The sequence below is a fragment of the Oleidesulfovibrio vietnamensis genome, assembly GCF_055388115.1.
Map to the genome: position 1 here is coordinate 1,176,141 of NZ_AP042419.1, position 20,858 is coordinate 1,196,998.

20 protein-coding genes and 1 tRNA gene are annotated in these 20,858 nt (G+C 57.1%); 15 read left to right on the plus strand and 6 right to left on the minus strand.

The window, feature by feature from the left end; translation table 11 throughout:
- Nucleotides 1-63 precede the first annotated feature (63 nt).
- The 14 genes from ACZ5D1_RS05020 to ACZ5D1_RS05085 all read left to right on the plus strand — a co-directional run bounded on the left by ACZ5D1_RS05020 (nucleotide 64) and on the right by ACZ5D1_RS05085 (nucleotide 15,189).
- Nucleotides 64-981, plus strand: a complete 918-nt coding sequence (locus tag ACZ5D1_RS05020; RefSeq protein WP_464556119.1) for an NAD(P)/FAD-dependent oxidoreductase — start codon at nucleotides 64-66, stop codon at nucleotides 979-981.
- Nucleotides 982-993: 12 nt separating this feature from the next.
- The gene (locus ACZ5D1_RS05025) at nucleotides 994-2,379 is read left to right on the plus strand and encodes an SLC13 family permease (protein WP_011367222.1); all 1,386 of its coding nucleotides are present in this window, start codon (nucleotides 994-996) and stop codon (nucleotides 2,377-2,379) included.
- Nucleotides 2,380-2,554: 175 nt separating this feature from the next.
- A complete protein-coding gene (locus ACZ5D1_RS05030; protein ID WP_464556121.1) occupies nucleotides 2,555-3,508 on the plus strand; it encodes a DMT family transporter in 954 nt (317 codons plus the stop codon).
- Nucleotides 3,509-4,151: 643 nt separating this feature from the next.
- Nucleotides 4,152-4,766, plus strand: coding sequence for a 4Fe-4S dicluster domain-containing protein (locus ACZ5D1_RS05035; RefSeq protein ID WP_011367224.1), 615 nt, complete (start codon nucleotides 4,152-4,154; stop codon nucleotides 4,764-4,766).
- A complete protein-coding gene (locus ACZ5D1_RS05040) occupies nucleotides 4,763-5,662 on the plus strand; it encodes a CoB--CoM heterodisulfide reductase iron-sulfur subunit B family protein (RefSeq protein ID WP_027181934.1) in 900 nt (299 codons plus the stop codon). The genes ACZ5D1_RS05035 and ACZ5D1_RS05040 overlap by 4 nt, the downstream gene beginning before the upstream one ends.
- Nucleotides 5,663-5,680: 18 nt before the next feature.
- The gene (locus ACZ5D1_RS05045) at nucleotides 5,681-7,663 is read left to right on the plus strand and encodes a 4Fe-4S binding protein (protein WP_464556123.1); all 1,983 of its coding nucleotides are present in this window, start codon (nucleotides 5,681-5,683) and stop codon (nucleotides 7,661-7,663) included.
- On the plus strand, nucleotides 7,630-8,139 hold the full coding sequence (locus tag ACZ5D1_RS05050; RefSeq protein ID WP_011367227.1) for a hydrogenase iron-sulfur subunit: 510 nt from the start codon (nucleotides 7,630-7,632) through the stop codon (nucleotides 8,137-8,139). The genes ACZ5D1_RS05045 and ACZ5D1_RS05050 overlap by 34 nt, the downstream gene beginning before the upstream one ends.
- On the plus strand, nucleotides 8,136-9,107 hold the full coding sequence (locus ACZ5D1_RS05055; RefSeq protein ID WP_011367228.1) for a 4Fe-4S dicluster domain-containing protein: 972 nt from the start codon (nucleotides 8,136-8,138) through the stop codon (nucleotides 9,105-9,107). The genes ACZ5D1_RS05050 and ACZ5D1_RS05055 overlap by 4 nt, the downstream gene beginning before the upstream one ends.
- Nucleotides 9,107-10,186, plus strand: coding sequence for a 4Fe-4S dicluster domain-containing protein (locus ACZ5D1_RS05060; RefSeq protein ID WP_027181936.1), 1,080 nt, complete (start codon nucleotides 9,107-9,109; stop codon nucleotides 10,184-10,186). Before ACZ5D1_RS05055 ends, ACZ5D1_RS05060 begins: the two co-directional genes overlap by 1 nt.
- The gene (locus ACZ5D1_RS05065; RefSeq protein ID WP_011367230.1) at nucleotides 10,179-11,021 is read left to right on the plus strand and encodes an FAD/NAD(P)-binding protein; all 843 of its coding nucleotides are present in this window, start codon (nucleotides 10,179-10,181) and stop codon (nucleotides 11,019-11,021) included. The genes ACZ5D1_RS05060 and ACZ5D1_RS05065 overlap by 8 nt, the downstream gene beginning before the upstream one ends.
- Nucleotides 11,022-11,039: 18 nt before the next feature.
- A complete protein-coding gene (locus tag ACZ5D1_RS05070; RefSeq protein WP_027181937.1) occupies nucleotides 11,040-11,507 on the plus strand; it encodes a ferritin-like domain-containing protein in 468 nt (155 codons plus the stop codon).
- 176 nt (nucleotides 11,508-11,683) lie between these two features.
- Nucleotides 11,684-12,295 carry an HNH endonuclease gene (locus ACZ5D1_RS05075; RefSeq protein ID WP_027181938.1) on the plus strand — a complete coding sequence of 204 codons (612 nt, stop codon included), beginning with the start codon at nucleotides 11,684-11,686 and terminating at the stop codon, nucleotides 12,293-12,295.
- 130 nt (nucleotides 12,296-12,425) lie between these two features.
- Nucleotides 12,426-13,910 carry an alkaline phosphatase gene (locus ACZ5D1_RS05080; protein ID WP_464556126.1) on the plus strand — a complete coding sequence of 495 codons (1,485 nt, stop codon included), beginning with the start codon at nucleotides 12,426-12,428 and terminating at the stop codon, nucleotides 13,908-13,910.
- Nucleotides 13,911-14,001: 91 nt separating this feature from the next.
- Nucleotides 14,002-15,189: a YibE/F family protein gene (locus tag ACZ5D1_RS05085; protein ID WP_011367234.1), complete on the plus strand. Its 1,188-nt coding sequence runs from the start codon at nucleotides 14,002-14,004 to the stop codon at nucleotides 15,187-15,189.
- Between the two features lie 265 nt (nucleotides 15,190-15,454).
- On the opposite strand, the gene ACZ5D1_RS05090 is transcribed toward ACZ5D1_RS05085, so the two are convergent.
- Together ACZ5D1_RS05090 and rbr are read right to left on the minus strand one after the other, a co-directional pair.
- Complete coding sequence (locus ACZ5D1_RS05090; RefSeq protein WP_011367235.1) at nucleotides 15,455-17,098, minus strand: glutamate synthase-related protein; 1,644 nt, start codon at nucleotides 17,096-17,098, stop codon at nucleotides 15,455-15,457.
- Between the two features lie 544 nt (nucleotides 17,099-17,642).
- Nucleotides 17,643-18,218, minus strand: coding sequence for a rubrerythrin (gene rbr, locus ACZ5D1_RS05095; protein WP_011367236.1), 576 nt, complete (start codon nucleotides 18,216-18,218; stop codon nucleotides 17,643-17,645).
- Between the two features lie 252 nt (nucleotides 18,219-18,470).
- Between rbr and ACZ5D1_RS05100 the strand changes: the two genes are divergently transcribed.
- A tRNA-Thr gene (locus ACZ5D1_RS05100) sits at nucleotides 18,471-18,546 on the plus strand.
- 256 nt (nucleotides 18,547-18,802) lie between these two features.
- On the opposite strand, the gene ACZ5D1_RS05105 is transcribed toward ACZ5D1_RS05100, so the two are convergent.
- The 4 genes from ACZ5D1_RS05105 to ACZ5D1_RS05120 are packed head-to-tail and all read right to left on the minus strand — an operon-like array spanning nucleotide 18,803 to nucleotide 20,844.
- Entirely contained in the window at nucleotides 18,803-19,393 is a 591-nt protein-coding gene (locus ACZ5D1_RS05105; RefSeq protein WP_464556128.1) for a formyltransferase family protein, read from the minus strand.
- Entirely contained in the window at nucleotides 19,390-20,514 is a 1,125-nt protein-coding gene (locus tag ACZ5D1_RS05110; RefSeq protein ID WP_464556130.1) for an ABC transporter ATP-binding protein, read from the minus strand. The genes ACZ5D1_RS05105 and ACZ5D1_RS05110 overlap by 4 nt, the downstream gene beginning before the upstream one ends.
- Entirely contained in the window at nucleotides 20,511-20,687 is a 177-nt protein-coding gene (locus ACZ5D1_RS05115) for a hypothetical protein (protein ID WP_464556131.1), read from the minus strand. Before ACZ5D1_RS05115 ends, ACZ5D1_RS05110 begins: the two co-directional genes overlap by 4 nt.
- Before the next feature lie 4 nt (nucleotides 20,688-20,691).
- On the minus strand, nucleotides 20,692-20,844 hold the full coding sequence (locus ACZ5D1_RS05120; RefSeq protein WP_081428157.1) for a Com family DNA-binding transcriptional regulator: 153 nt from the start codon (nucleotides 20,842-20,844) through the stop codon (nucleotides 20,692-20,694).
- Nucleotides 20,845-20,858: the final 14 nt, after the last annotated feature.

Sequence of the window (20,858 nt, forward strand, 5' to 3'; positions counted from 1 at the left end):
TGCATATGCAACCGCCCGCATTGTCCGGGGAGGGCATGCGGGCGCTCAAAAGAGATACGCATCATGAAAGAATCCAGACAGGTCGATATAGTCATTCTGGGGGGCGGACCTGCGGGCATGACCGCCGCCATTTATGCTGCCAGATCAAGCCTGAATGTGGCCCTGCTTGAAGAAAGCGTCACGGGCGGGCTGGTCAATTCCACATATACTGTCGAAAATTTTCCGTCGTATCCGGCCATACACGGTATGGAACTGATGCAGAAAATGCGTGACCACGTGGACAGCCTGGGCGTGACAGTGGAGGAAGTGTGCGAAATAGAATCTGTTTCGCTTGCCGGTCAGGTGAAAACCGTGGAAACGGATGAGGCGGTGTTTCAGGCACGGGCTGTCATTCTGGCCACCGGACGTAAGCCCGTGCCGCTTGATGTGCCCACCGGCTGTGAACAGGTGCACCACTGCGCCATATGCGACGGCGCCGCTTACAAAGGCCGCCGCGTGCTGGTGGTGGGCGGCGGCAACAGTGCTTTTGACGAAAGCCTGTACATGCTGGGCATAGGTGTGGAGCACATAACGCTTGTGGAAAAAATGGACCGTTTTTTTGCCGCGCAGTCCACGCAGTCCACGCTGCTGGAAACAGGCAGGGTGGATGCCCGTACGCAGACCGTGGTGCATGACCTGATAGTGGAGAATGACTCGTTGAAGGCCGCCGTGCTGGAGCACACCGGAAGCGGCGTGCGCGAGACGGTACCCGTGGACGGCGTGTTCGTGTTTCTGGGACAGAGCCCCAATAACGATCTGTTCAGAGACGTGGTGACCCTGAGCCGCGGCGGCTATGTAGTGGTGGACGAACATATGGCCACCAGCGTGCCCGGCGTGTTCAGCGCGGGTGATATAAACGAAAAGCACTACCGGCAGATAACCACGGCCATGGCGGACGGCACCGTTGCGGCGCTGGCGGCCGAACGCTACATCAGATCGTAACGGAGCCTGCTCATGTTCATATCAAACAAATCTCTGCGTAACTGGCTGCTGGTGGCGGGCATTGCCGGTGCCGGCGCTTTTGCGCTGCATAATCCCGAAAACCCCCGTCTCACCCTGTACTGGTTCGAGACCATTTTCGCCATTGCCGCATTCGCCTTTGAGCTGATGCCCATGTTTGCCACGGCCGTACTGCTGATGACAGCCTATGTGGTGACGGGGATCAGCTCTCCCGACCTCGCCTTTGTGGGCTGGACAACTCCCATTCCCTGGGTGTGCATGTGCGGCATGCTCATCGGTGTGCTGATGGAGCGGACCCGCCTTTCAAACCGCATAGCTCTGCTGGCCATCACGCGCATCGGCACCACGCCCGTGCGGCTGTACATAGCCATGATCATTGCGGGGTATGTCATCGGAGCCATTATTCCCGATGTCATCACAGTCACCATTCTGTTCATGACCATAGCCTCGGGCATGTGCGCCAGCATGAAGCTTGAAAAAGGCTCCGTTGCGTCCACCACGCTTATCATGGCTGCTTTTTTCGGCGCCACTGTGCCTGCCACCAACTATCTGCCCAACAACGTGGGCATAGTGGGGCTGCTTATGGTCAAGGAAATGGGCGTGCCCATCGAATGGCTGGGATTTTTTGTGGAAAACGTGGCGTTTTCGCTGCTGGTGGCCGCAGCCTGCGTGGGGATACTGCATGTTTTCGGCTCGCGCGAACTGGGGCGCTACATGCAGCAGTGCCTCAGCCATGCGCATGACGAACTGCACAAGATGGGCCGTATGAGCCGTGAAGAAAGCAAAACCCTGTTGCTTACCGCGCTGGCGCTGGCCGCTTTTGCCACAGAACGCCTGCACGGTGTGCCCGGCTACTACGCTTTTGTGGGGGTGGTGCTGCTGGGATTCACGCCGCTTTTCAGCCTGCTGAAAAAAGAAGATGTCGAAAAAGTCCAGTTTTCCATCCTGTTCTTTATCGTGGGCTGCATGGCCATCGGTATTGTGGCGGGCAGTCTGGGCATACCGGCACTTATGGCGGCAGAAATCGTGCCGTATCTCAAAACTGTGGACAGTCTTTCCGCCACATCGCTGCTGGCCTATCTTACCGGTATTCTGGCTAACTTTGCGCTTACTCCCGTGGCAGCGGCCACCTCGCTCAGTATTCCTCTGGCCGAGATAGCCACCAGCCTCGGGCTGGAAATCAAGCCGCTGCTGTACAGCTTCTTCTACGGCCTTGATCAGTTTCTGTTCCCTTACGAACTGGCCGCCGCGCTTATAATGTTTGCCACAGGCTATGTGCGCATGCGCTATCTGGTGGCCATCATGGCGGTGCGCATGATCTGCGCAGCCGCCGCCGTGTGGGTGGTGGGCGCCACCTACTGGCAGTGGATATCCTTCTGACCGGTCACGGACACATGCGGCGGTATCATGCCGCCGCATGTGCCGTCCTGCCGGTAGGTTTCATACATTTTTCATAACATTCCGCAGGGCGGCACGGAACAGCAGCGCGGCTTTTCCGCCGGTCTTCACCCGTGTCCGCAGTGGTTCATTCAACAGGATATCAGGAACCTTCATCATGTCTTACAGAATGATTCTTGCGGCGCTGGCCGTGGTTCATATCGTCTGGGGCGGCGGATTCATCGTGCTCAAGGTGGTGCAGGAGCATCTGGCGCTGGAGCATATCCTGCTGGGCAGGGTTATACTGGCGTCGCTGCTGTACCTGCTGCTGTGGAAGCGGATTCCTTCTCCGTGCTACCGCAAGGGGGACTGGAAGGTGCTGCTTCTGCTTGCGCTTTGCGAACCGTTTCTGCTGTTCACGTTCGAGACTCTGGGGCTGCGTTACACATCGGCCTCGCAGGGAGGCATGATTGTCGCCTGTGTGCCTCTTACCGTGGCGCTGGGGGCCTTTGCTGTGTACCGTGAAAAAATCGGGCGGCGGTGTCTGGCGGGCATAGCGTGCGCGGTATGCGGGGTGGTCGTGGTCTCTGCTCTGGCAACGGCGGGCGATCAGGCACCCGCACCGCTGCTGGGCAACTTTTTTATTTTCTGCGCCGTGCTGGCGTCAACCTGTTATGCCCTCAGCGTCAAGCATCTGTGCGCACGCTATCATTATATGTACCTTGCCGGAGTACAGGTTTTCGGCGCCACGGTGCTGTTTGTGCCCGGTGCGCTCATGCAGCCGCTGCCGCCTGCACATGTGCTGTTCAGTCCTCAGGTTGCGGGGTCGCTTCTGTATCTGGGGCTGGGCATCACGTTTCTTGTCTATTTTGTCATCAACTACGCGCTTACACGCATAAAAGCCGCGGTGGTCATTCAGTTCGCCAACCTTATTCCGGTATCCACGCTGGTGTTCGCCTATATTTTTCTGGGCGAGCGGCTTTCGTCCGCCCAGTATGCGGGGGTGGGGCTGGTTCTGGCGGGGGTGCTGCTGGCGGGGGCGTCGGGATCGGGCGAGCTGAGCACCGGAAAAACGCAAGGAGAGGCACATGCGCAGAAGGCATGTGCCGCGGAAGGTGCCGCCGGAGACTGAGCACAGTGCGGCAGCAGCTGCAGCGAGTATTGACCTGCGGCGCCGGGGGTTGTACGTGCTTTTTCTGATGGTCCGGTATATGTCTGTCCGTGCGGTTCTGACCGGCATGCCCGCAGGAACCGTACGGGGGGAAAACTTGCTTGCTCCGCAGGCGGGATATGGCGTATGCGTGAATCCTGTAGTTTATTTCAGTATCTGCCCGGGGCCGGCGGTTGCGGAGTCCGGGCGGCAAGCCCCCGCACTCTGTTGCCGGTGGGCGGAAAAGCAGGAGAAGGCAAGGTGTTGTCCGCTGCATGGACAGGTTCGGCGCCGGTGGAATTGCTGTCCGTTGCCCCGGCATATGGTACGGTACGCATCATGTCAGCCATGCATCATCGCCGCGGACGCAGCGGTGCGCTCCGCGTTCTGTCCGCCCGGCGTTTTTTCCGGGCAGTATGTACACACAGGGCTGTACACCGCATGGGGCATGTGCTCCGCGCCTGTTTTGCGCCGGATACGTTTTTTTCTTTGTTCCGCGCCGGTAGCGGCTCTGCCGAAGTCCGGCACGGCATTGTTCCGGCATATATATCTGCGTTTCACGGTCCGGCACCGCACACCGGTGCCGGCGTTTTCGTTCATATAAATGGATAGTCCAGGGAATATTATGGAAGTGATATCCTTACAGTCCCGGGATGCCGCGTTTGCCGCAGAGGTCGCCCGCCGCAGCGGGCAGAATCTGGCCACATGTTACCAGTGCGGTAACTGTACGGCCGGATGTCCGTATACCTTTGTGTACGACATTCCTGTCAGCAGGATCATGCGTCTGGTGCAAATGGGCAGAAGAGACGAAGTGTTGCGGTGCCGTTCGCTGTGGCTGTGCGCCAGCTGTCAGTCGTGCACCACACGTTGTCCCAATAACATTGATGTGGCCCGCGTGGTCGACGTGCTGCGCCATATGGCGCGAGAAGCAGGATACGCCACCGAAGGCGCTGTCAAAAGCTTCGGCGATGCTTTTCTGGCATCGGTGGAGCGGCATGGCCGTGTCTACGAAATGGGTATGCTGGTCAACTATGTGCTGAAGACCGGCCGTTTCTGGACCGATTATGATCTTGCTCCCACGGTGCTGCCCAAGGGCAAGATCGGGTTCCGGCCGCATACCATTCAGGGTGCCGGTCATGTGGCGGCCATATTCCGCCGTTTCCGCGAGCGGCAGCAGGAAGACCGGCAGGCTGTTTCCGCCGCCGGCCCTGCCGCTGAGAGCAAGGGAGGCAGCCGATGAGTCTTGCCACTGTAGCGTATTATCCGGGCTGTTCGGGCGGCGGCACGTCTGCCGAGTACGAAAAGTCGACTCAGGCCGTTTTCCGCGCACTGGGCGTGCGGCTGGAAGAACTGCCTGACTGGAGCTGCTGCGGTTCCACACCCGCACACACGGTCAACCATGTGCTTTCGGCAGCATTGTCGGCGCGCAATCTGGCCATTGCCGCCACGGCGGGCCACAGCGTGGTGACCACCCCCTGTCCCAGCTGTCTTTCCAACCTGCGCACTGCTGCGCATAAAATGGAAGATGCGGAATTCCGCAGTCAGGTTTCGGCATTGCTGCATGACGGTGCCGCTGATGCCGATGTTGAAACAGGAGCGGATGTCGACGTGCGTTCGACCCTGCAGATACTGGCGGAAGAAGTGGGTGCGCAGGCTGTGCAGGAAAAGGTGCGCAAGCCCCTGAGCGGCCTGAAGGTGGCCTGCTATTACGGCTGCATTATGAACCGGCCCCCCGGTCTGATGCAGTTTGACGACCCCGAACACCCCATGGCCATGGACAGGCTGATGGAAGCCTGCGGGGCCGAGGTGGTGCCTTTTCCGCTGAAGGTTGAATGCTGCGGAGCGGCATTCGGCATGCCGCGCCGCGATATTGTTTCCGAACTTTCGGGGCGCCTGCTGGACGCCGCGGCGGACTGCGGTGCCGATGCCGTGGTGGCTGCCTGTCCTCTCTGCCAGATGAACCTTGACATGCGTCAGGGACAGGTGAATGCGGCCCGCGGTTCGCGGCACGCACTGCCTGTGTTTTATTTTACCCAGCTGATGGGGCTTTCCTTCGGTCTTGCACCGGCGGACGTGGGCCTTGCCAAGCTGGTTGTGGACCCCGGCCCCTGCCTCCGCGCGGCAGGCGTGCTCTAACGCCAAGGAGATGAAACCATGCGCATAGGCGTTTTCGTCTGCCACTGCGGGAGCAACATCGCCGCCACCGTCGACTGTCCTTCGGTTGCGGAGACGGCACGGATGTTCCCCGATGTGGTGTATTCCACCGATACCATGTACGCCTGTTCCGAACCGGGGCAGGAGGGTATAGTGCAGTCCATTGCCGAGCATAATCTGGACGGCGTGGTGGTGGCTTCCTGTTCGCCCCGCATGCACGAACCCACCTTCCGGCGCGCGCTGGAGCGTGCCGGGCTGAACCGCTACATGCTGGAAATGGCAAACATCCGCGAACATGTTTCGTGGATCGGCAAAGATATCAGACGCAACACGGTCAAGGCCTCGGACCTGATACGTATGGCCGTGGAAAAGCTGCGCCATAACGCTCCCCTTACGCCCAAGCACTTCGAGGTGACCCGCAGAGCGCTGGTCATCGGCGGCGGCGTGGCGGGCATTCAGGCCGCGCTGGACTGTGCCGATGCAGGCATAGAAGTGATCATGGTGGAGCGCGAACCCAGCATAGGCGGCAAAATGGCCAAGCTGGACAAGACGTTTCCCACTGTGGACTGTTCGTCCTGCATTCTCGGTCCCAAGATGGTGGACGTGGCCCAGCATCCCAACATCACGCTGTACGCCGCTGCCGAAGTGGACGAGATAAGCGGCTATGTGGGTAACTTTGAGGTCAAAATCCGCCGCAGGCAGACCTATGTTGACTGGTCCAAATGTACCGGTTGCGGCCTGTGCATGGAAAAATGCCCCAGCAAAAAAAGCTTCGACCGCTTTAACGAAGGGGTGGCCACAACCACGGCCATCAATATACCCTTTCCGCAGGCCATTCCCAAAAAGGCTTCCATCGATCCCGACTACTGCCGCAAGCTGCAGGGTAAAAAATGCGGCGTGTGTGAAAAGTTCTGCCCCATGGGCTGCATCGATTTCGAGCAGCAGGAGACCGTGGTCACCGAAAAAGTGGGCGCCATTGTGGCGGCCACGGGGTACGATCTTTTTGACTACACGGTGTACGGCCAGTACGGCGCCGGAAAATACCCCGATGTCATCACATCGCTGCAGTACGAACGCCTGATGAATGCCTCCGGCCCCACCGGCGGCCACATCAAGCGTCCTTCGGACGGCAGGGAACCCAAGGAAGTGGTTTTCATCCAGTGCGTGGGGTCGCGCGACCCCGCCGTGGGCAGACCCTACTGCAGCGGATTCTGCTGCATGTATACCGCCAAACAGGCGGTGCTGACCAAAGACCACATCCCCGATTCCAACTCCTATGTTTTTTACATGGATATCCGCGCCCCCGGCAAAGGATACGACGAGTTTACGCGGCGCGCTCAGGAACAGTACGACGTGCAGTATGTGCGCGGCCGTGTTTCCATGATTTTCCCGCGCGGCGACAAGCTGGTGGTACGCGGTGCCGACACGCTGGCAAGCACGCAGGTAGAGGTTGAAGCCGACCTTGTGGTGCTGGCAGTGGGGGTTGAGGCTGCTCATGGTGCGCCTCAGCTGGCCGAAAAACTGCGTATTTCCTACGATCAGTACGGCTTTTTCATGGAGTCGCACCCCAAGCTGAAACCCGTGGAAACCAACACCGCCGGTGTGTATCTGGCCGGAGCCTGTCAGGGCGCCAAGGATATTCCCACATCAGTGGGACAGGGCAGTGCCGCGGCTTCCAAGGTGCTGACACTGTTCTCGCGTGAAATGCTTGAGTCGGACCCGCAGGTTGCCAAGGTTGATACGGCGCGCTGCGTGGGCTGCATGAAGTGCGCCATGACATGTCCTTTCGGCGCGGTGCGTGAAACGCAGGACCGTGCAGGCAATGTGAAGGCGGACGTGCTGGAAACCGTGTGTCAGGGCTGCGGCATTTGCACGGCAACCTGTCCGCACGGGGCCATTCAGCTGCAGCATTTCACAGACAACCAGATTCTTGCGGAGGTTAATGCCTTATGTCCGCCCCTGATGGACGAGAGCTTCGAATAGTCGGCTTTCTTTGCAACTGGTGCTCCTACGGGGGGGCGGATACCGCGGGTGTGGGCCGTTTTGTGCAGCCCACCGACCTGCGCATTGTCCGTGTTCCCTGCTCCGGCCGCATTGATCCGTTGTTTATTGTACGCGCGCTTATCAGCGGTGCTGACGGCGTGCTTGTATCGGGCTGTCACCCCCGTGACTGCCATTATGCAGCGGGCAACTATTATGCCCGCAGGCGGCTTGAAATGCTCAAGCAGTTTCTGCCGGTCACCGGTATCGATCCTGCCCGGTTCGAGTACACATGGGTGTCCGCTTCCGAAGGGCAGCGCTGGCAGCATGTGGTGACAACATTCACCAGCCGCATACATGATCTCGGCCCCGCGCCCAGAATGACAGGCGGAAACGGCTATGCCGAACTGGCCGACATCGAGCGTGCGGTGCAGGCCGGTCAGGGATGCCCCTGCCATCTCAAGGAGGTGCGCTCATGAGCGTGCTGCAGGAATTGAAAGAACAGATACGCGCCGCCCTGCCGGAACTCGACATGGTTCTGGGCTGGGAGCAGGGCTTTGACGCCCTGCACATGCGGCCTTTGTTTATCCGTACCGAAAAAGATCTTGAGCGGCTTGTGCTCAACCCGCTGTGCGTGCACAGCCTTGCCACCTATCTGCCGGGTCTGCTGCGCGGGGCCGGAAACGATAAAAAGGTGGGCCTTGTGGTCAAAGGCTGTGATTCGCGTGCGGTCATACAGCTGGTGCAGGAAAAGCTCATCCCCCGCGACAGAGTGGTCATGTTCGGCTTCGGCTGCAACGGCATAGTAAGCCTGCAGAAGCTGGAAGCCGGAGCACAGGGCTGTACCGGAATCGGCAGCGTGGAGTTTGCCGGCGACAAGGTTGTGCTTTCGGCGCCGGATACCAAGGTGGAACTGCCGTTTGCAGAGATACGCAGCGGTAAATGTGAAACCTGCCGGTATCATAACGCCATAGATGCCGATCATTTTGCCGGAGCCCGTGTGGAAGAGGGCACAGTGCCCGCAAAGCATCCCACACTGGAAGAGTTTGAAAAACTGCCGTTGTCCGAGCGTTTTGCTTTCTGGCAGGAGCAGATGCGGCGCTGTGTGCGTTGTTACGCCTGCCGCAACACCTGCCCCATGTGCGTATGCCGGGACCACTGCATTGCCACGTCGCGCAATCCGCACTGGCTTACGCAGGAATCCAGCACCGCGGAGAACTTCATGTTCCAGATGATCCATGTGATGCACCTGACAGGGCGCTGTGTGGAGTGCGGTGAATGTGAACGCGCCTGTCCGCTGGATATCCCGCTTATGCTGCTGCGTCGCTCCATGAACGGAGTGGTCAGGGAGCTTTTTGCCTACGAAAGCGGTACCGACCCCGATGCCACGCCCCCTCTGCTTACCTATCAGGTAGAGGAAGAGACCATTAACGAGCGAGGCTGGTAATGAGCAGACAATTCATCAGCCATGACAAGATGACCGCGTGGCTCGACGCACTTTCACGCGACCGCGCCGTACTGGTGCCCATGGACGACTGCGGCACGGTGACGTTCCGCCCTTATGTGCCCGGGCGCAAGGCGCTGCTGGACAAGATGCCCGTGCGGGCTCCGAAGGAAGGGGTTTTTCCGCAGACGGAAACTTTGCTGCGCTTTAAGTACGACAAGGATCCCGAAAATCTGGACAGGGTGAAAGTGCAGGTGCGCGAAGTCCTGCCCACACAGAAGGCTGTGGTGGTGGGAGGACGTCCCTGCGGCGCCCGCGGGCAGCTTATTCTTGACCGTGTGTACAACTGCGACACCATGCGCGACCCGTACTACGTAAGCCGCCGCGAAAACACCCTGTATGTTACTGTGGCCTGTACCAGCGCCGAGAGTACCTGCTTCTGCCACAGCGTGGGCAGCGGGCCGGATGATTCCGAAGGTTCCGACGTGCTGCTGGTGCCCGTAGAGGGCGGTTATGTGGCTGAAGGAGTGACGGAAAGAGGCCGTGAGCTGCTGGCGGAAGGCGACTTTGAGTCTGCCTCGCAGGCACGCATGGACGAGGCCGGTGCCGTCATCAGCCGCACCCGCGGTCAGCTGGGCGAAGCCCATGACTATTCAGACGCGCCCCGCAAGCTGCTGGAGCGGTTCGATGATATGGACTTCTGGAATGAACAGGCAGCCATATGCATAAGCTGCGGCGCCTGTACCTACCTTTGTCCCACCTGCTACTGCTTTAACATGACCGATGAACAGTCTGGTCTGCAGGGCAAACGTCTGCGCACCTGGGATACCTGCATGTCGTTCGAGTTCACGCTGGAAGGCAGCGGGCACAACCCCAGACCCACCAAGGCTCACCGCCTGCGCAACCGCATGGGCCATAAGTTTGCCTATTACCCCGAACTGCACGAAGGGCTGATAGCCTGCTGCGGGTGCGGCCGCTGCATCAAAAGCTGCCCTGTCTCGCTGGATATCCGCGCCGTGGTGCAGGCCGCACAGAACCATAACGCAGTCCCTGAAGAAGCCGAGGAGAAAGCCGATGCATAACAACCCCAGCCTGCCTGCTCTGGCAACTGTTTTGGAGGTTGTGGAAGAAACGCCCAACATCAAGACCTTTCGTGTCCGCTTCAACGACGAAAGCCTGATGGAGTCGTTTTCCTTCATGCCCGGTCAGGTGGGGCAGCTTTCCATATTCGGCGTGGGTGAATCGACGTTTGTCATCAACTCTTCGCCCACGCGCATGGATTATCTGCAGTTCAGCGTAATGAAGGTGGGCGAAGTGACAAGCCGCCTGCATCAGCTGAAAGCCGGTGATACCGTGGGCGTGCGTGCGCCGCTGGGCAACTGGTTTCCCGTGGATGAAATGAAAGGAAAAGACGTGGTGTTTGTTGCGGGGGGCATAGGTATGGCTCCGTTGCGCACACTGCTGGTCTATATGCTGGACAATCGCGCCGACTACGGTAAGATCACTCTGCTGTACGGCGCGCGCTCTCCCGTTGATCTGAGCTTCAAGTACGACGTGGAAGAGTGGATGGCGCGGGATGATCTGGACGTGGTGCTTACTGTGGACGCACCTGCCGAAGGCTGGGAAGAATCCGCCACGCGTCGTGTCGGGCTGATTCCCAATGTGTTGCTGGAACTGAACCCCGCGCCGGAAAACTGCGTGGCCGTAACCTGCGGCCCGCCCATCATGATCAAATTCACCCTGCAGGCGTTGAAAAAGCTTGAATTCGGGGATGAACAGATCATCACCACTCTTGAAAAACGCATGAAGTGCGGCGTCGGACTGTGCGGCCGGTGCAACATCGGCACAAAGTATGTCTGTGTCGACGGACCGGTTTTCCGTTACTCTGACCTGAAGGACTTGCCTAACGAACTCTAGCCCCTTGAAGGAGGCATCATGGCGGACCTGTTTAAAGCCGGCGACATCGTGCGCGCTGCGGAGGAAATTGAAATCCGCGGCGAAGACTTCTACCGCCGCCTTGCTGCGGCTTCGGAAGATGAAGAAGCCCGCAGACTGTTTCACTGGCTGATGGAAGAGGAAATGGCCCACCGTGCCATATTCAAAGCCATGGGTGAACGCATTGCCCCTGTGGAACTGCCCGCATGGGCCGATGAGGCTGACTACCTCATGTATATGCGCTCGCTGCTGGACAGCCATGCCCTGTTCCGCCCCGACGCTGTTCCGGCAGAGCAGCTCGGCCGTGAAACTGCTCTTCGCATCGCCATGCAGTTTGAAAAGGATACCATGCTGTTCTTTGCCGAAATGCGTGACTTTGTGCCCGAAGCTGAAGGCAGGCATATCGACGCGTGCATCGCCGAAGAGCGCAAGCATCTGAAGCAGCTTATGGCAATGCTGCGCAAATAGACGTCATGGTGCGCCGCACCGCCGCAATCTTGCTGCGGTTCTGCGCGGCGCGCTTTTTGTCAGATGAACGACGCCCCGCGGCATTATACCGCGGGGCGTTTTTATGCATATGCCCCATGCTTCCGCCGCGGATGCATCACTGCCGGCCGTGGCCGTCAAATCCGGAGAAGAATAGTATGAAACAGGCCATACTGAGGGCCATTGATGACTTTGCACGCGGGGTGCGCCCTGCGTTTTATAAAACGCCCAGACGCTGGTATCTGGTACATCGGGGCAGCCTGTATCCGGCCAAGGCCATATGGGCCATGGCCACGGGACAAGGTAGCGCGGGCAGCTTCAACACCCGTGACGCACGCGCCGGACTGGCAGAGGCCGGTTTTGCTGTGCGGGCTTTTGAACCGGAATCCGTGCAGTGGCCCGATGAAGATGTGCGCCTTGCCATCAGGCAGCTGCAGCAGGCTGCGGATACAGACCCCGGCGATGATGCGGCGGAAACTCTTTGCCCGCCTGGCATGACCGTGCGCGAACAGGCTGTCTTCCGGCGCAGTCCCGTGGTCGCTGCCAGAGTGCTGCTGCGTGCCGGTGGCTTCTGCGAATGCTGCGGGGCCCCCGCACCGTTTGTCAGCCGTGCAGACAACCTGCCTTATCTTGAGGTGCATCACGTCCGGCCGCTGGCAGAGGGCGGCGCGGATACTCCGGCCAACTGCATGGCGCTGTGCCCCAACTGCCACAGGCAGTTTCATTACGGCATCAAGCCTCCGGTATGTGCATTATCATCGTCGCGCTGAGGGAACGGCTTTGATGTAGTGCAATCTTAGCCGTACTGTCATTCTGTTGTCACCTTTCGGGGACATATCCTTGCCAGCCAATGCGGCAGTGCCGTTTTTTTTTATTTGTTGTCAGGCAAGGAGAATTGACATGCGTCCGTCTTGTTTTCAGCGTTCCGTAAGTGTTGTCTGTATGCTGATGACGCTGCTGGTCTGCGCGCACAGCGCAGCTGCGGCAGAGTCTTTTGCAAAGAAACCCGCAAAATATGTTTTTCTGTTTATCGGTGACGGCATGGGCCTGCCGCAAAAGCAGGCCACAGAAGCGTTTACAGGCCGTCAGCTGGTTCTCGATTCTTTTCCGGTGCACGGCATAACCACCACCCCCGCCGCCAACAGGTTCATTGTGGATTCCGCTGCTGCGGCCACGGCCATGAGTACCGGTCAGCTGACAGATGTGGGCATGATAGGTATGGCGCCGGACAAGACAAAAGTGAAGACCATTGCCGAAATGGCCCGTGAAAAGGGCATGAAAGTGGGCATTGTTTCTTCTGTCTCCATTGATCATGCAACTCCGGCTGCGTTCTACGCTCACGAGGAAAGCCGCAACCTGTACCATTACATCGACCATGCACTGGCTTCGTCCGGATTTGACTACTTTGCCGGAGGAGGCATCAAGGACCCCGCGGGCAAGCGTAAAGGCGTGGAACCGCGCGGCAATGCCATGGATGCCATTAAAAACGCCGGATACAAAGTGGTGACGGACCGCGACGAGTTTTTGAAGCTGAACCGCAAAGACGGAAAGGTGTTTGCGTACAACAGCTGGCTGCAGGATTCCGGTGCGCTGCCCTATGCCATGGACAGCCGCCCGGGCAAAGATATCACTCTGGCAGAATTCACCGCCAAGGGCATAGACCTGCTGGATAACAGCAAGGGCTTTTTTATGATGGTTGAGGGAGGTAAAATTGACTGGGCCTGCCATGCCAACGATGCCAAAGCAGCCATTATGGATACTGTGGCCTTTGACGAGGCCGTGGCCGAGGCTGTCAGATTTTACAAAAAGCATCCCGACGAGACCCTGATTGTTGTGACGGGCGACCACGAATGCGGCGGCATGACTCTGGGATTTGCCGGTACGGCATATGAGTCTGATTTTGACGTGCTGAAAAAACAGTATGTCTCGTTTCAGTATTTTGCCGAGGATGTGCTGAAGCTGTTTAAAAAAGAGCATCAGGGTTCGCTGGCGTTCAATGACCTGAAGCCCACCATCACGCATTACTTCGGGCTGCAGTTTGCAGGCGACCATGCAGACCCCATGTATGTGCAGCCCCACGAGCTTGCCCAGCTGCAGGATGCGTTCGTCAAGTCTGTGGCGGGCGATTCCATGAAGCTGAACGATCCTGTTTCAGTCAACCTGTACGGCGGATACGATCCTCTCATTGTCACTATAACCCACCTGCTCAATAACAAGGCCGGGCTGGCGTGGACATCCTTCTCGCATACAGCGGTTCCCGTGGGAACAACCGCCGTGGGCCGCGGTGCGGACCTTTTCGGCGGATCGTATCACCAGACGGCCATTGCCAAAAAGATCATGACGGCCATGGGTGTGAAGCCCCATGTCTATGTGGCGGCCAACTGATCACCTGACTGTTGCAGAAACAAGGGCGGCGCGGCCTGCAGGCTGCGCCGCTGTTTTACATGCCGTGCGCGGCTTATGTGGAGAGAACGCTATGCGCAGCAGACTTGACGGGGCCATGGTGCTGTTGTTTGCCGTGTTGTCCTGTGTGTTGTGGATGCTGCCCACGGGATTTGATGCGCGTATGGACACATCGGCCATACGGTGCAGGGGCAGGGTGCTGTCTCAGGATTCCGGCGGGCTGCAGCAGCACACACTTATCAAGGTGGGGTATCAGGCTCTGGAGGTTGAAGCGCTGGACGGGCCTTATGGCGGGCAGCGGTTTACCGTGCTCAATCAGTTGCAGGGAAGGATGGATCTGGACAAAGTTTTTTCTGCCGGAGACACAGCCCTGCTGGTGATAACACACAGGAAGGACGGCAGTGTGGACACCGTGGTGGCGCAGGATCATTACCGGCTGGGGCTGCAGGGCGCGCTGCTGTGCGTGTTCGGCCTGCTGTTGCTGGCTTTCGGCGGATGGACAGGGGCCAAGGCGCTGCTGAGCTTTGTTTTTACCGGTCTTGTATTATGGAAGCTGTTTGTGCCGCTGCTGCTCAAAGGGGTTGCCCCGGTGCCGCTGGCTTTCGGCGTTGTGGCGGTGCTGACGGCGGTTATTGTGTTTCTGGTGGCCGGTATCAGCCGGTTGGGGGTGACGGCCTTTCTGGGCGCCATGCTGGGGGTCGGGGCCAGTTCTCTGCTGGCAGTATGGGCGGCCGGTGCGCTGAAGCTGCACGGTGCCGTTATGCCCTTTGCAGAGACCATGCTCTATGCCGGATACGCTCATCTGGATATTACAGGTATTTATGTGGGGGCTGTTTTTGTTGCCGCTTCGGGTGCGGTAATGGATCTGGCCATGGATGTGGCCGCAAGTCAGCACGAGGTTGTTTCGCGTCATCCTTCCATCAGCACGGCAGAAGCTTTTATTTCAGGCATACGCGTGGGCCGCGCTGTTGTAGGGACCATGACCACCACCTTGCTGCTGGCCTATTCAGGTGGTTTTGTCACGTTACTTATGGCATTCATGGCTCAGGGAGTGCCGCTGGCCAATATGTTCAACATGATTTACGTGTCAGCCGAGGTTGTTAAAACTCTGGTGGGCAGTCTCGGGCTGGTGCTGGTGGCGCCGTTTACAGCGCTGGCAGGTGCTTTAATCTATACGCGTGTTCCGGTGCGGTCTGCCGTGTGCAGCAGAAAAGCTGCGGTGGTACCGGTGCCGCCGGCTCCGCTGCAGCCCCATAGCTGATGCCCTGCTGAACGGCTATGATGTCCTTATCTTTCGGGCATGGGCAGGGCTGCGGTCCGGCAGTTGTCTTGTCTGCGGCATGTACTGCATGGCTTCTGTCGTTCTGCCGTGCAGGCTGTCGGCGACAATGACCTGCCTTTGTCCGGTAGTCTGCTGTGTTCCGCCCGGCCGTATGGCATACTGCAGCCTGTAATGCTGAAAAAGGGGCGCATCCCGAAGGATGCGCCCCTTGTCTGGTATGGAAAGCGGACTGATCTGTCAGTCCTTAGCTGCGCAGAATGGCTTTGGCAAATTCGTCCTGCACGTCGGTGATGAAAGGAATTCTCGTTTCCTTTTCTGTTTCGCGGTTGCAGGCCGCAATGTCTTCGCGCGAAATGCAGGAAAGTTCAAACTTGCGCGCACCTGCCATCAGCTGCTGCAGGCCGGCACCCAGTTTGTCGACCATGGACCACATGGCCACGGCGCCGAACGGAATGTTTTTCATTTCGTCTTTGCCCACCTTGGACTGCACGTCATACCATCCGGCAAAAATCTGCTCGGGGGTAGTGCCGAAGTCCGTCACCGTGCGGGGCAGTTTGTCCCAGTTGCCGCATACGGCTTCACGGCGTTCGGGGCGCAGTACGCCTTCGATGTTGGAGCCGAGGAAGCCGGGAATCATCATGGCGCGGCCCATGCAGATAAGTTTGGTATACGGTGCGCCCAGTGCCAGCGCCTTGAAAATCTGGCTGGATTTGGCAAAACCACCGGCAAACGACATGTCTACAACACGTTCACCCTTGGCTGCCAGCATCGAAGCATATTCATAGGCTTTTGCATGCAGCAGGATGGAGGGGACACCCCAGGTTTCCATCATGTCCCAGGGGCTCATGCCGGTACCGCCGCCGGAACCGTCGATGGTCAGCAGGTCGAGACGGGCTTCGGTGGCAAGCTTGATGGACATGGCCAGAGCCTGCATGCCGTACGAACCGGTTTTAAGAGAAATACGTTTGAATCCGAGCTTGCGCAGGTAGTCAACGGAGTTCATGAAGTTTTCACGAACCTGCTCCCACGTGCCGAGATTGGTGTAGCCCAGACGGCTGTGACGGGCAAAACCCTTGATGGCGCCGGACTTGAAAGATTCCTGAACTTCCGCACGGGAGGGGTCGGGGTCCACAAGGTAACCGCGCTCCTGCAGGAACAGAGCGTAATCAAGGCTTTCAACGATGATTTCACCGCCGATGTCTTTGGCTCCCTGTCCCCACTTCAGCTCCAGAATGACTTTGTCGCCGTATTTTTCGGCGATGTATTCGGCCACGCCGTTGCGGGTATCTTCCACGTTCATCTGAACGATGATGGCGCCGTAGCCGTCGTAGTAGCGCAGATAGGTGTTGATGCGGCGCTCAAGTTCCGGCGCACTGGTTATGCGGCCGTTTTCCAGTGAAGATTTGCGGTCCACGCCCACCACGTTTTCACCGACCACAATGGGAATGCCGCACAGTGCGCAGCCCACGGCAAAAGAGTCCCAGTATTTCGCGGCAATAAAGGTGGAACCCAAAGCGCCGGTCATCAGCGGGAAACGGCATTTGGTCTTTTCGTCGGCGCCAAAGCTGGTTTCCAGCGAAGCATCGGTGAAAAGCGCATCGCCGGACTGAGCTTTGCTGCCGTTTTCACCCATGCCGTGGGCACCGTAGTTGTAGCCCTGAATGCGCAGAGAATTGTATGAAACGCCCACATGTGTGGTGTTGCCGCTGCCGGCGGTAACCAGCCCGAAATCGCGCGGGTACAGGGTGTCGCGACCTTTAAGGCATGAAAGCCACGTTTCGCATTTACCCATACAGTCTGCGCGGCACAGGCTGCACAGCCCGGATTCGACAATATTGCCACGGTTAGTGGTGCCAAGCACGTCATTATTCTTCACGGGGGTATTCATAAGGCCTCCATAAGGATGATTTCGCTGTAAGGCAGCCCATATAGCGTGTAACCGCTCGGCGGGGCAAACAGGAAATGAAAAAAATATATGATTTATATTTTTGGCAATGTATGAATTTATTATCTGTTTTTATAAAAAAGCATATGTGATTATGGAAATTGATATTTTAACTTTCAAATTTTTTGAGAAAAATGCAATGCATTGATTGCGGTAGTCAAAGTTTGCTAGTCTGTTAATTTTTTGCCTGTATGATTTTATATTGTGTTATCATGCATTAGGCTATTCAAGCGTTCACTTTTGTCATGATGCGTTTTAATATTTATAATTTTATGTTTTTTTGACATAAACGTAAAAAAAGCCTTTTTTCGACAAAAACATATTTTTTTCATTTTTTTGTCAGCAGAATTCCAGATTCCGGACTTGCTACTGCAAAAAATTGCAATTTTGTTCACAGGTGTCTCTGTGGGACAGGGATTTTTCAGGCAAAAAAAGAAAGGCGCCCGCCGTAGCGGGCGCCTTGTGCGCTGGTAGGCGCAACGGAAACTTACCATTCAGGAGCGAAAAGCTCGAAGAAAGCTTTGGGGTGGGCACATGCGGGACACAGGTCGGGAGCTTCGGATCCCTCGTGATTGTATCCGCAGTTACGGCAACGCCACACCACGGTCTGAGGCCGCTGGAAAACGACATTTTTTTCAATATTGTGAGCAAAGGCAAGGAAGCGGCGCTCGTGGTACTGTTCGGCCACGGCAATGTTCATGAACACCTTGGCAAGCTGATCAAAGCCTTCTTCTTTGGCAATGGCGGCGAATTCAGGGTACATTTGCTCGTACTCATGATGTTCGCCTTCGGCTGCCGCAAACAGATTGTCCAGTGTGGAGCCGATGACGCCTGCGGGGTATCCGGCAGAAATTGTCACTTCACCGCCTTCAAGAAATTTGAACAGGCGCTTGGCGTGTGCTTTTTCATGCAGGGCGGTTTCTTCAAACACATGTGCAATCTGCACATACCCGTCTTTGCGGGCCTGACCTGCAAAGTAGTCGTAACGGTTGCGGGCCTGAGATTCTCCGGCAAATGCGGTCAGAATGTTCTTTTCAGTACGGGTTCCTTTCAAGGATTTCATTCAGATTTCTCCTGAAGATGAGTTGGTTGAACAAGTTGTTAAGAACGCTTCTATTCAAGAATAAGCAGCTTGTCAATAATTATTCCTGATAAGCTGTTTTCTTCTTTATTGCCAGATAGCAAGAAAACAGGAAAAGGGCAAAATAACCGCAGCCGGTGCCCACTGTGCCGGAATGTCGTAAATAAAATGTAATTGGACAACGGGAGACTGTTGACCTGTGCACAGGATGAGGCTATAAGGCCCTTCTCATTTGCCAGCATAGCTCAGTTGGTAGAGCAGCTGATTCGTAATCAGCAGGTCAACAGTTCAATTCTGTTTGCTGGCTCCAGAAATTTCAAGGCCTGACGCGGGTTTCCGCCGATCAGGCCTTTTTTCGTACTGTTCAAAATCAGTCTATTTTACGCATTTTTTTACGCGCGAATGCGTAAAATTTGCGTAAAGTCGCAAGCCGTGAAAATGCTGTATCTACAGCATGTTAAAAAATGGTGTAAGCTGACACTCTATTTGAGAATTTTGCCATTTCAAAATGGGAAATTCGAGAGTTAAAATTTGGTGCCCCGGTCGGTATTCCGGGGCACCTGTTTTTAGATTGTATTTTTGAGAGGCTCACGGGCCAATGCTGGCTCCCATGTGGCGCATCGTTCATCTTGCCGCATTGTATGCAAGGTGCCATCTCTTACAAGCCATGTGACGGCCTGGGTGAGAAGGCGCACCCCCATTGGCCCCAGAGAGCGCCGCCACAAGGTCTGTGGGGTATCGTTCGGCAGAACATGGCACCAGTCTTGGCAGACAATGTCTCCGGTATCAACACCATCGTCCATCAGATAAACAGAGCCACCGGCTATGGGATCACGCATGGCCAGCGTCCAGTGGATTGCGTTACGCCCGCGGTGCCTTGGGAGCAGCGACGGGTGATAGGCGAGAATCCCGTGTCGGGCTTTGAGTAAAGCCCCCGCACCGATATAACGATGGCAGTGGGCTGCCACCATGAGGTCGCAGTGCGGCAGATGCTTAAGGTTTGGTATGACCGGAACCCCCGTGTGTTTCAGGGCAAGCATAAAGCGGTCATCAGTTTTTTCCGGTGAAGCGGCCACAATACTAAGGGCCGGTATTCCGCCTAGCGCGTGCAAAACCTCTGTGGCCAACCAGCCTTGTCCTAAGATGGCCACCTTCATGGGCGATCTCCCATGTAGCGAAAGCCCTGTACCGCCCGGAAGTGACCTCCATAACCCGATTTTGGGGACTGCTTTCCCCTCTTGCGGGCGCTTCTGGCTATACTATCCCGGCTTCGAATCTTACTTTCACCATGCAGCCGGGCGCTGACCTGGCACCATTCCGGTCGACGGCGCAGGGCAACCGCAAGGCCGGGGTGTGAAGTATGAAACAAAACGGGCATTGGTATACCATAGCGGTTTTTGCCTCGCCGCCACATATCGCATACGGCATTCAGAAAACGCAGGCCGACCCCGGCTCCTTGCCATTCTGGCATAACAACCAGCCGGCAGGCCCGCGCTTCGTAACGTGACCGGGTGCTCACCGCCAGATGCGCCACCGGTATACCGTCAATGAAGCCCACATAGCATGTGGCCGCAATCATTTGTGGTAGTTTTAAATAATGATGCGGTGCAAAGTATGGCCACCACTCCCAGCCGCATTGTCGGATTTCCAGTGTAATTGGGGGGCGTGGAAGGCACCCCCGTGCAAGTTGGCCGGTCGCCGTATCAAACATCCAGTCAGGTTGCACCCACTCTACGATGTCGTAATGGCAGGATAGCAATACGGCTTGCCCACCGGTCCTGCGCCACGCCTTTGCAAATGCATGGGCGCCGACCTTTGCTATCTGCCGGTCAACCACAGAGGTGAACTCGTCGATAACTATCTTTGCGGGCGGCTCACTGATTATGCGGGCCAGTTCAGCCCGGAAGCGTTCACCCATGGAAAGTACATGATAGGGCCGCAGCCATGAGGGCACATCTCCCAGCCCCACAGCCGAGAGCGCCCCCGTCACATCCTGCCAGTTTCCATCTTTGGCGATGGCGTCGATAATAGGGGCATCGGCGGGCCATGCGGATTCTTGGTGAAAACAAAAGCCTGCTTCACCCAACCGTTTTCCTATTGACGATTTGCCTGAACCCGACGGCCCTATAACGAGCCCTATCTGCCAGGGGACTTCTTCGACGGGCAAGTCCGCCTCAAGGGTGAAGTGGTTTCCCTGTTCCACATTAAAAAGGCTTTTAACGCTCGCGGCGCGGTAGCTGTTGTAGTCCGGGCAGGTGTTGTGCACTTTGATCCTCATGTACGCACCACCTTGCATTTAAACCCAAGAGCTATCAGACGTTCATACACTTCTTTGTGCTCTGCCTCATCAGTGCAAAGTACAATCACACCAAATTGTTCCCGGTAGCGTTCTGTTGCGGGGCGCCCTGGTGCCTCCTTCGGCAGAGATGGAAGCTTCCTTTCGTCAGTCATGTAGTTATCCGTTTTGACGGTCCTGCCGTTCTGTCTTGGGGCTCTCGGCACTCACATGGTTGAATGTTCCACAACGCGGGCACTTGATTTCCAGTTCCGCGACCTCTCCCTTGGCCAACAGCTTATTGCAGTGGCCACAGCGTATCTCTTTTCTCATTTTGGTTGTCAGAT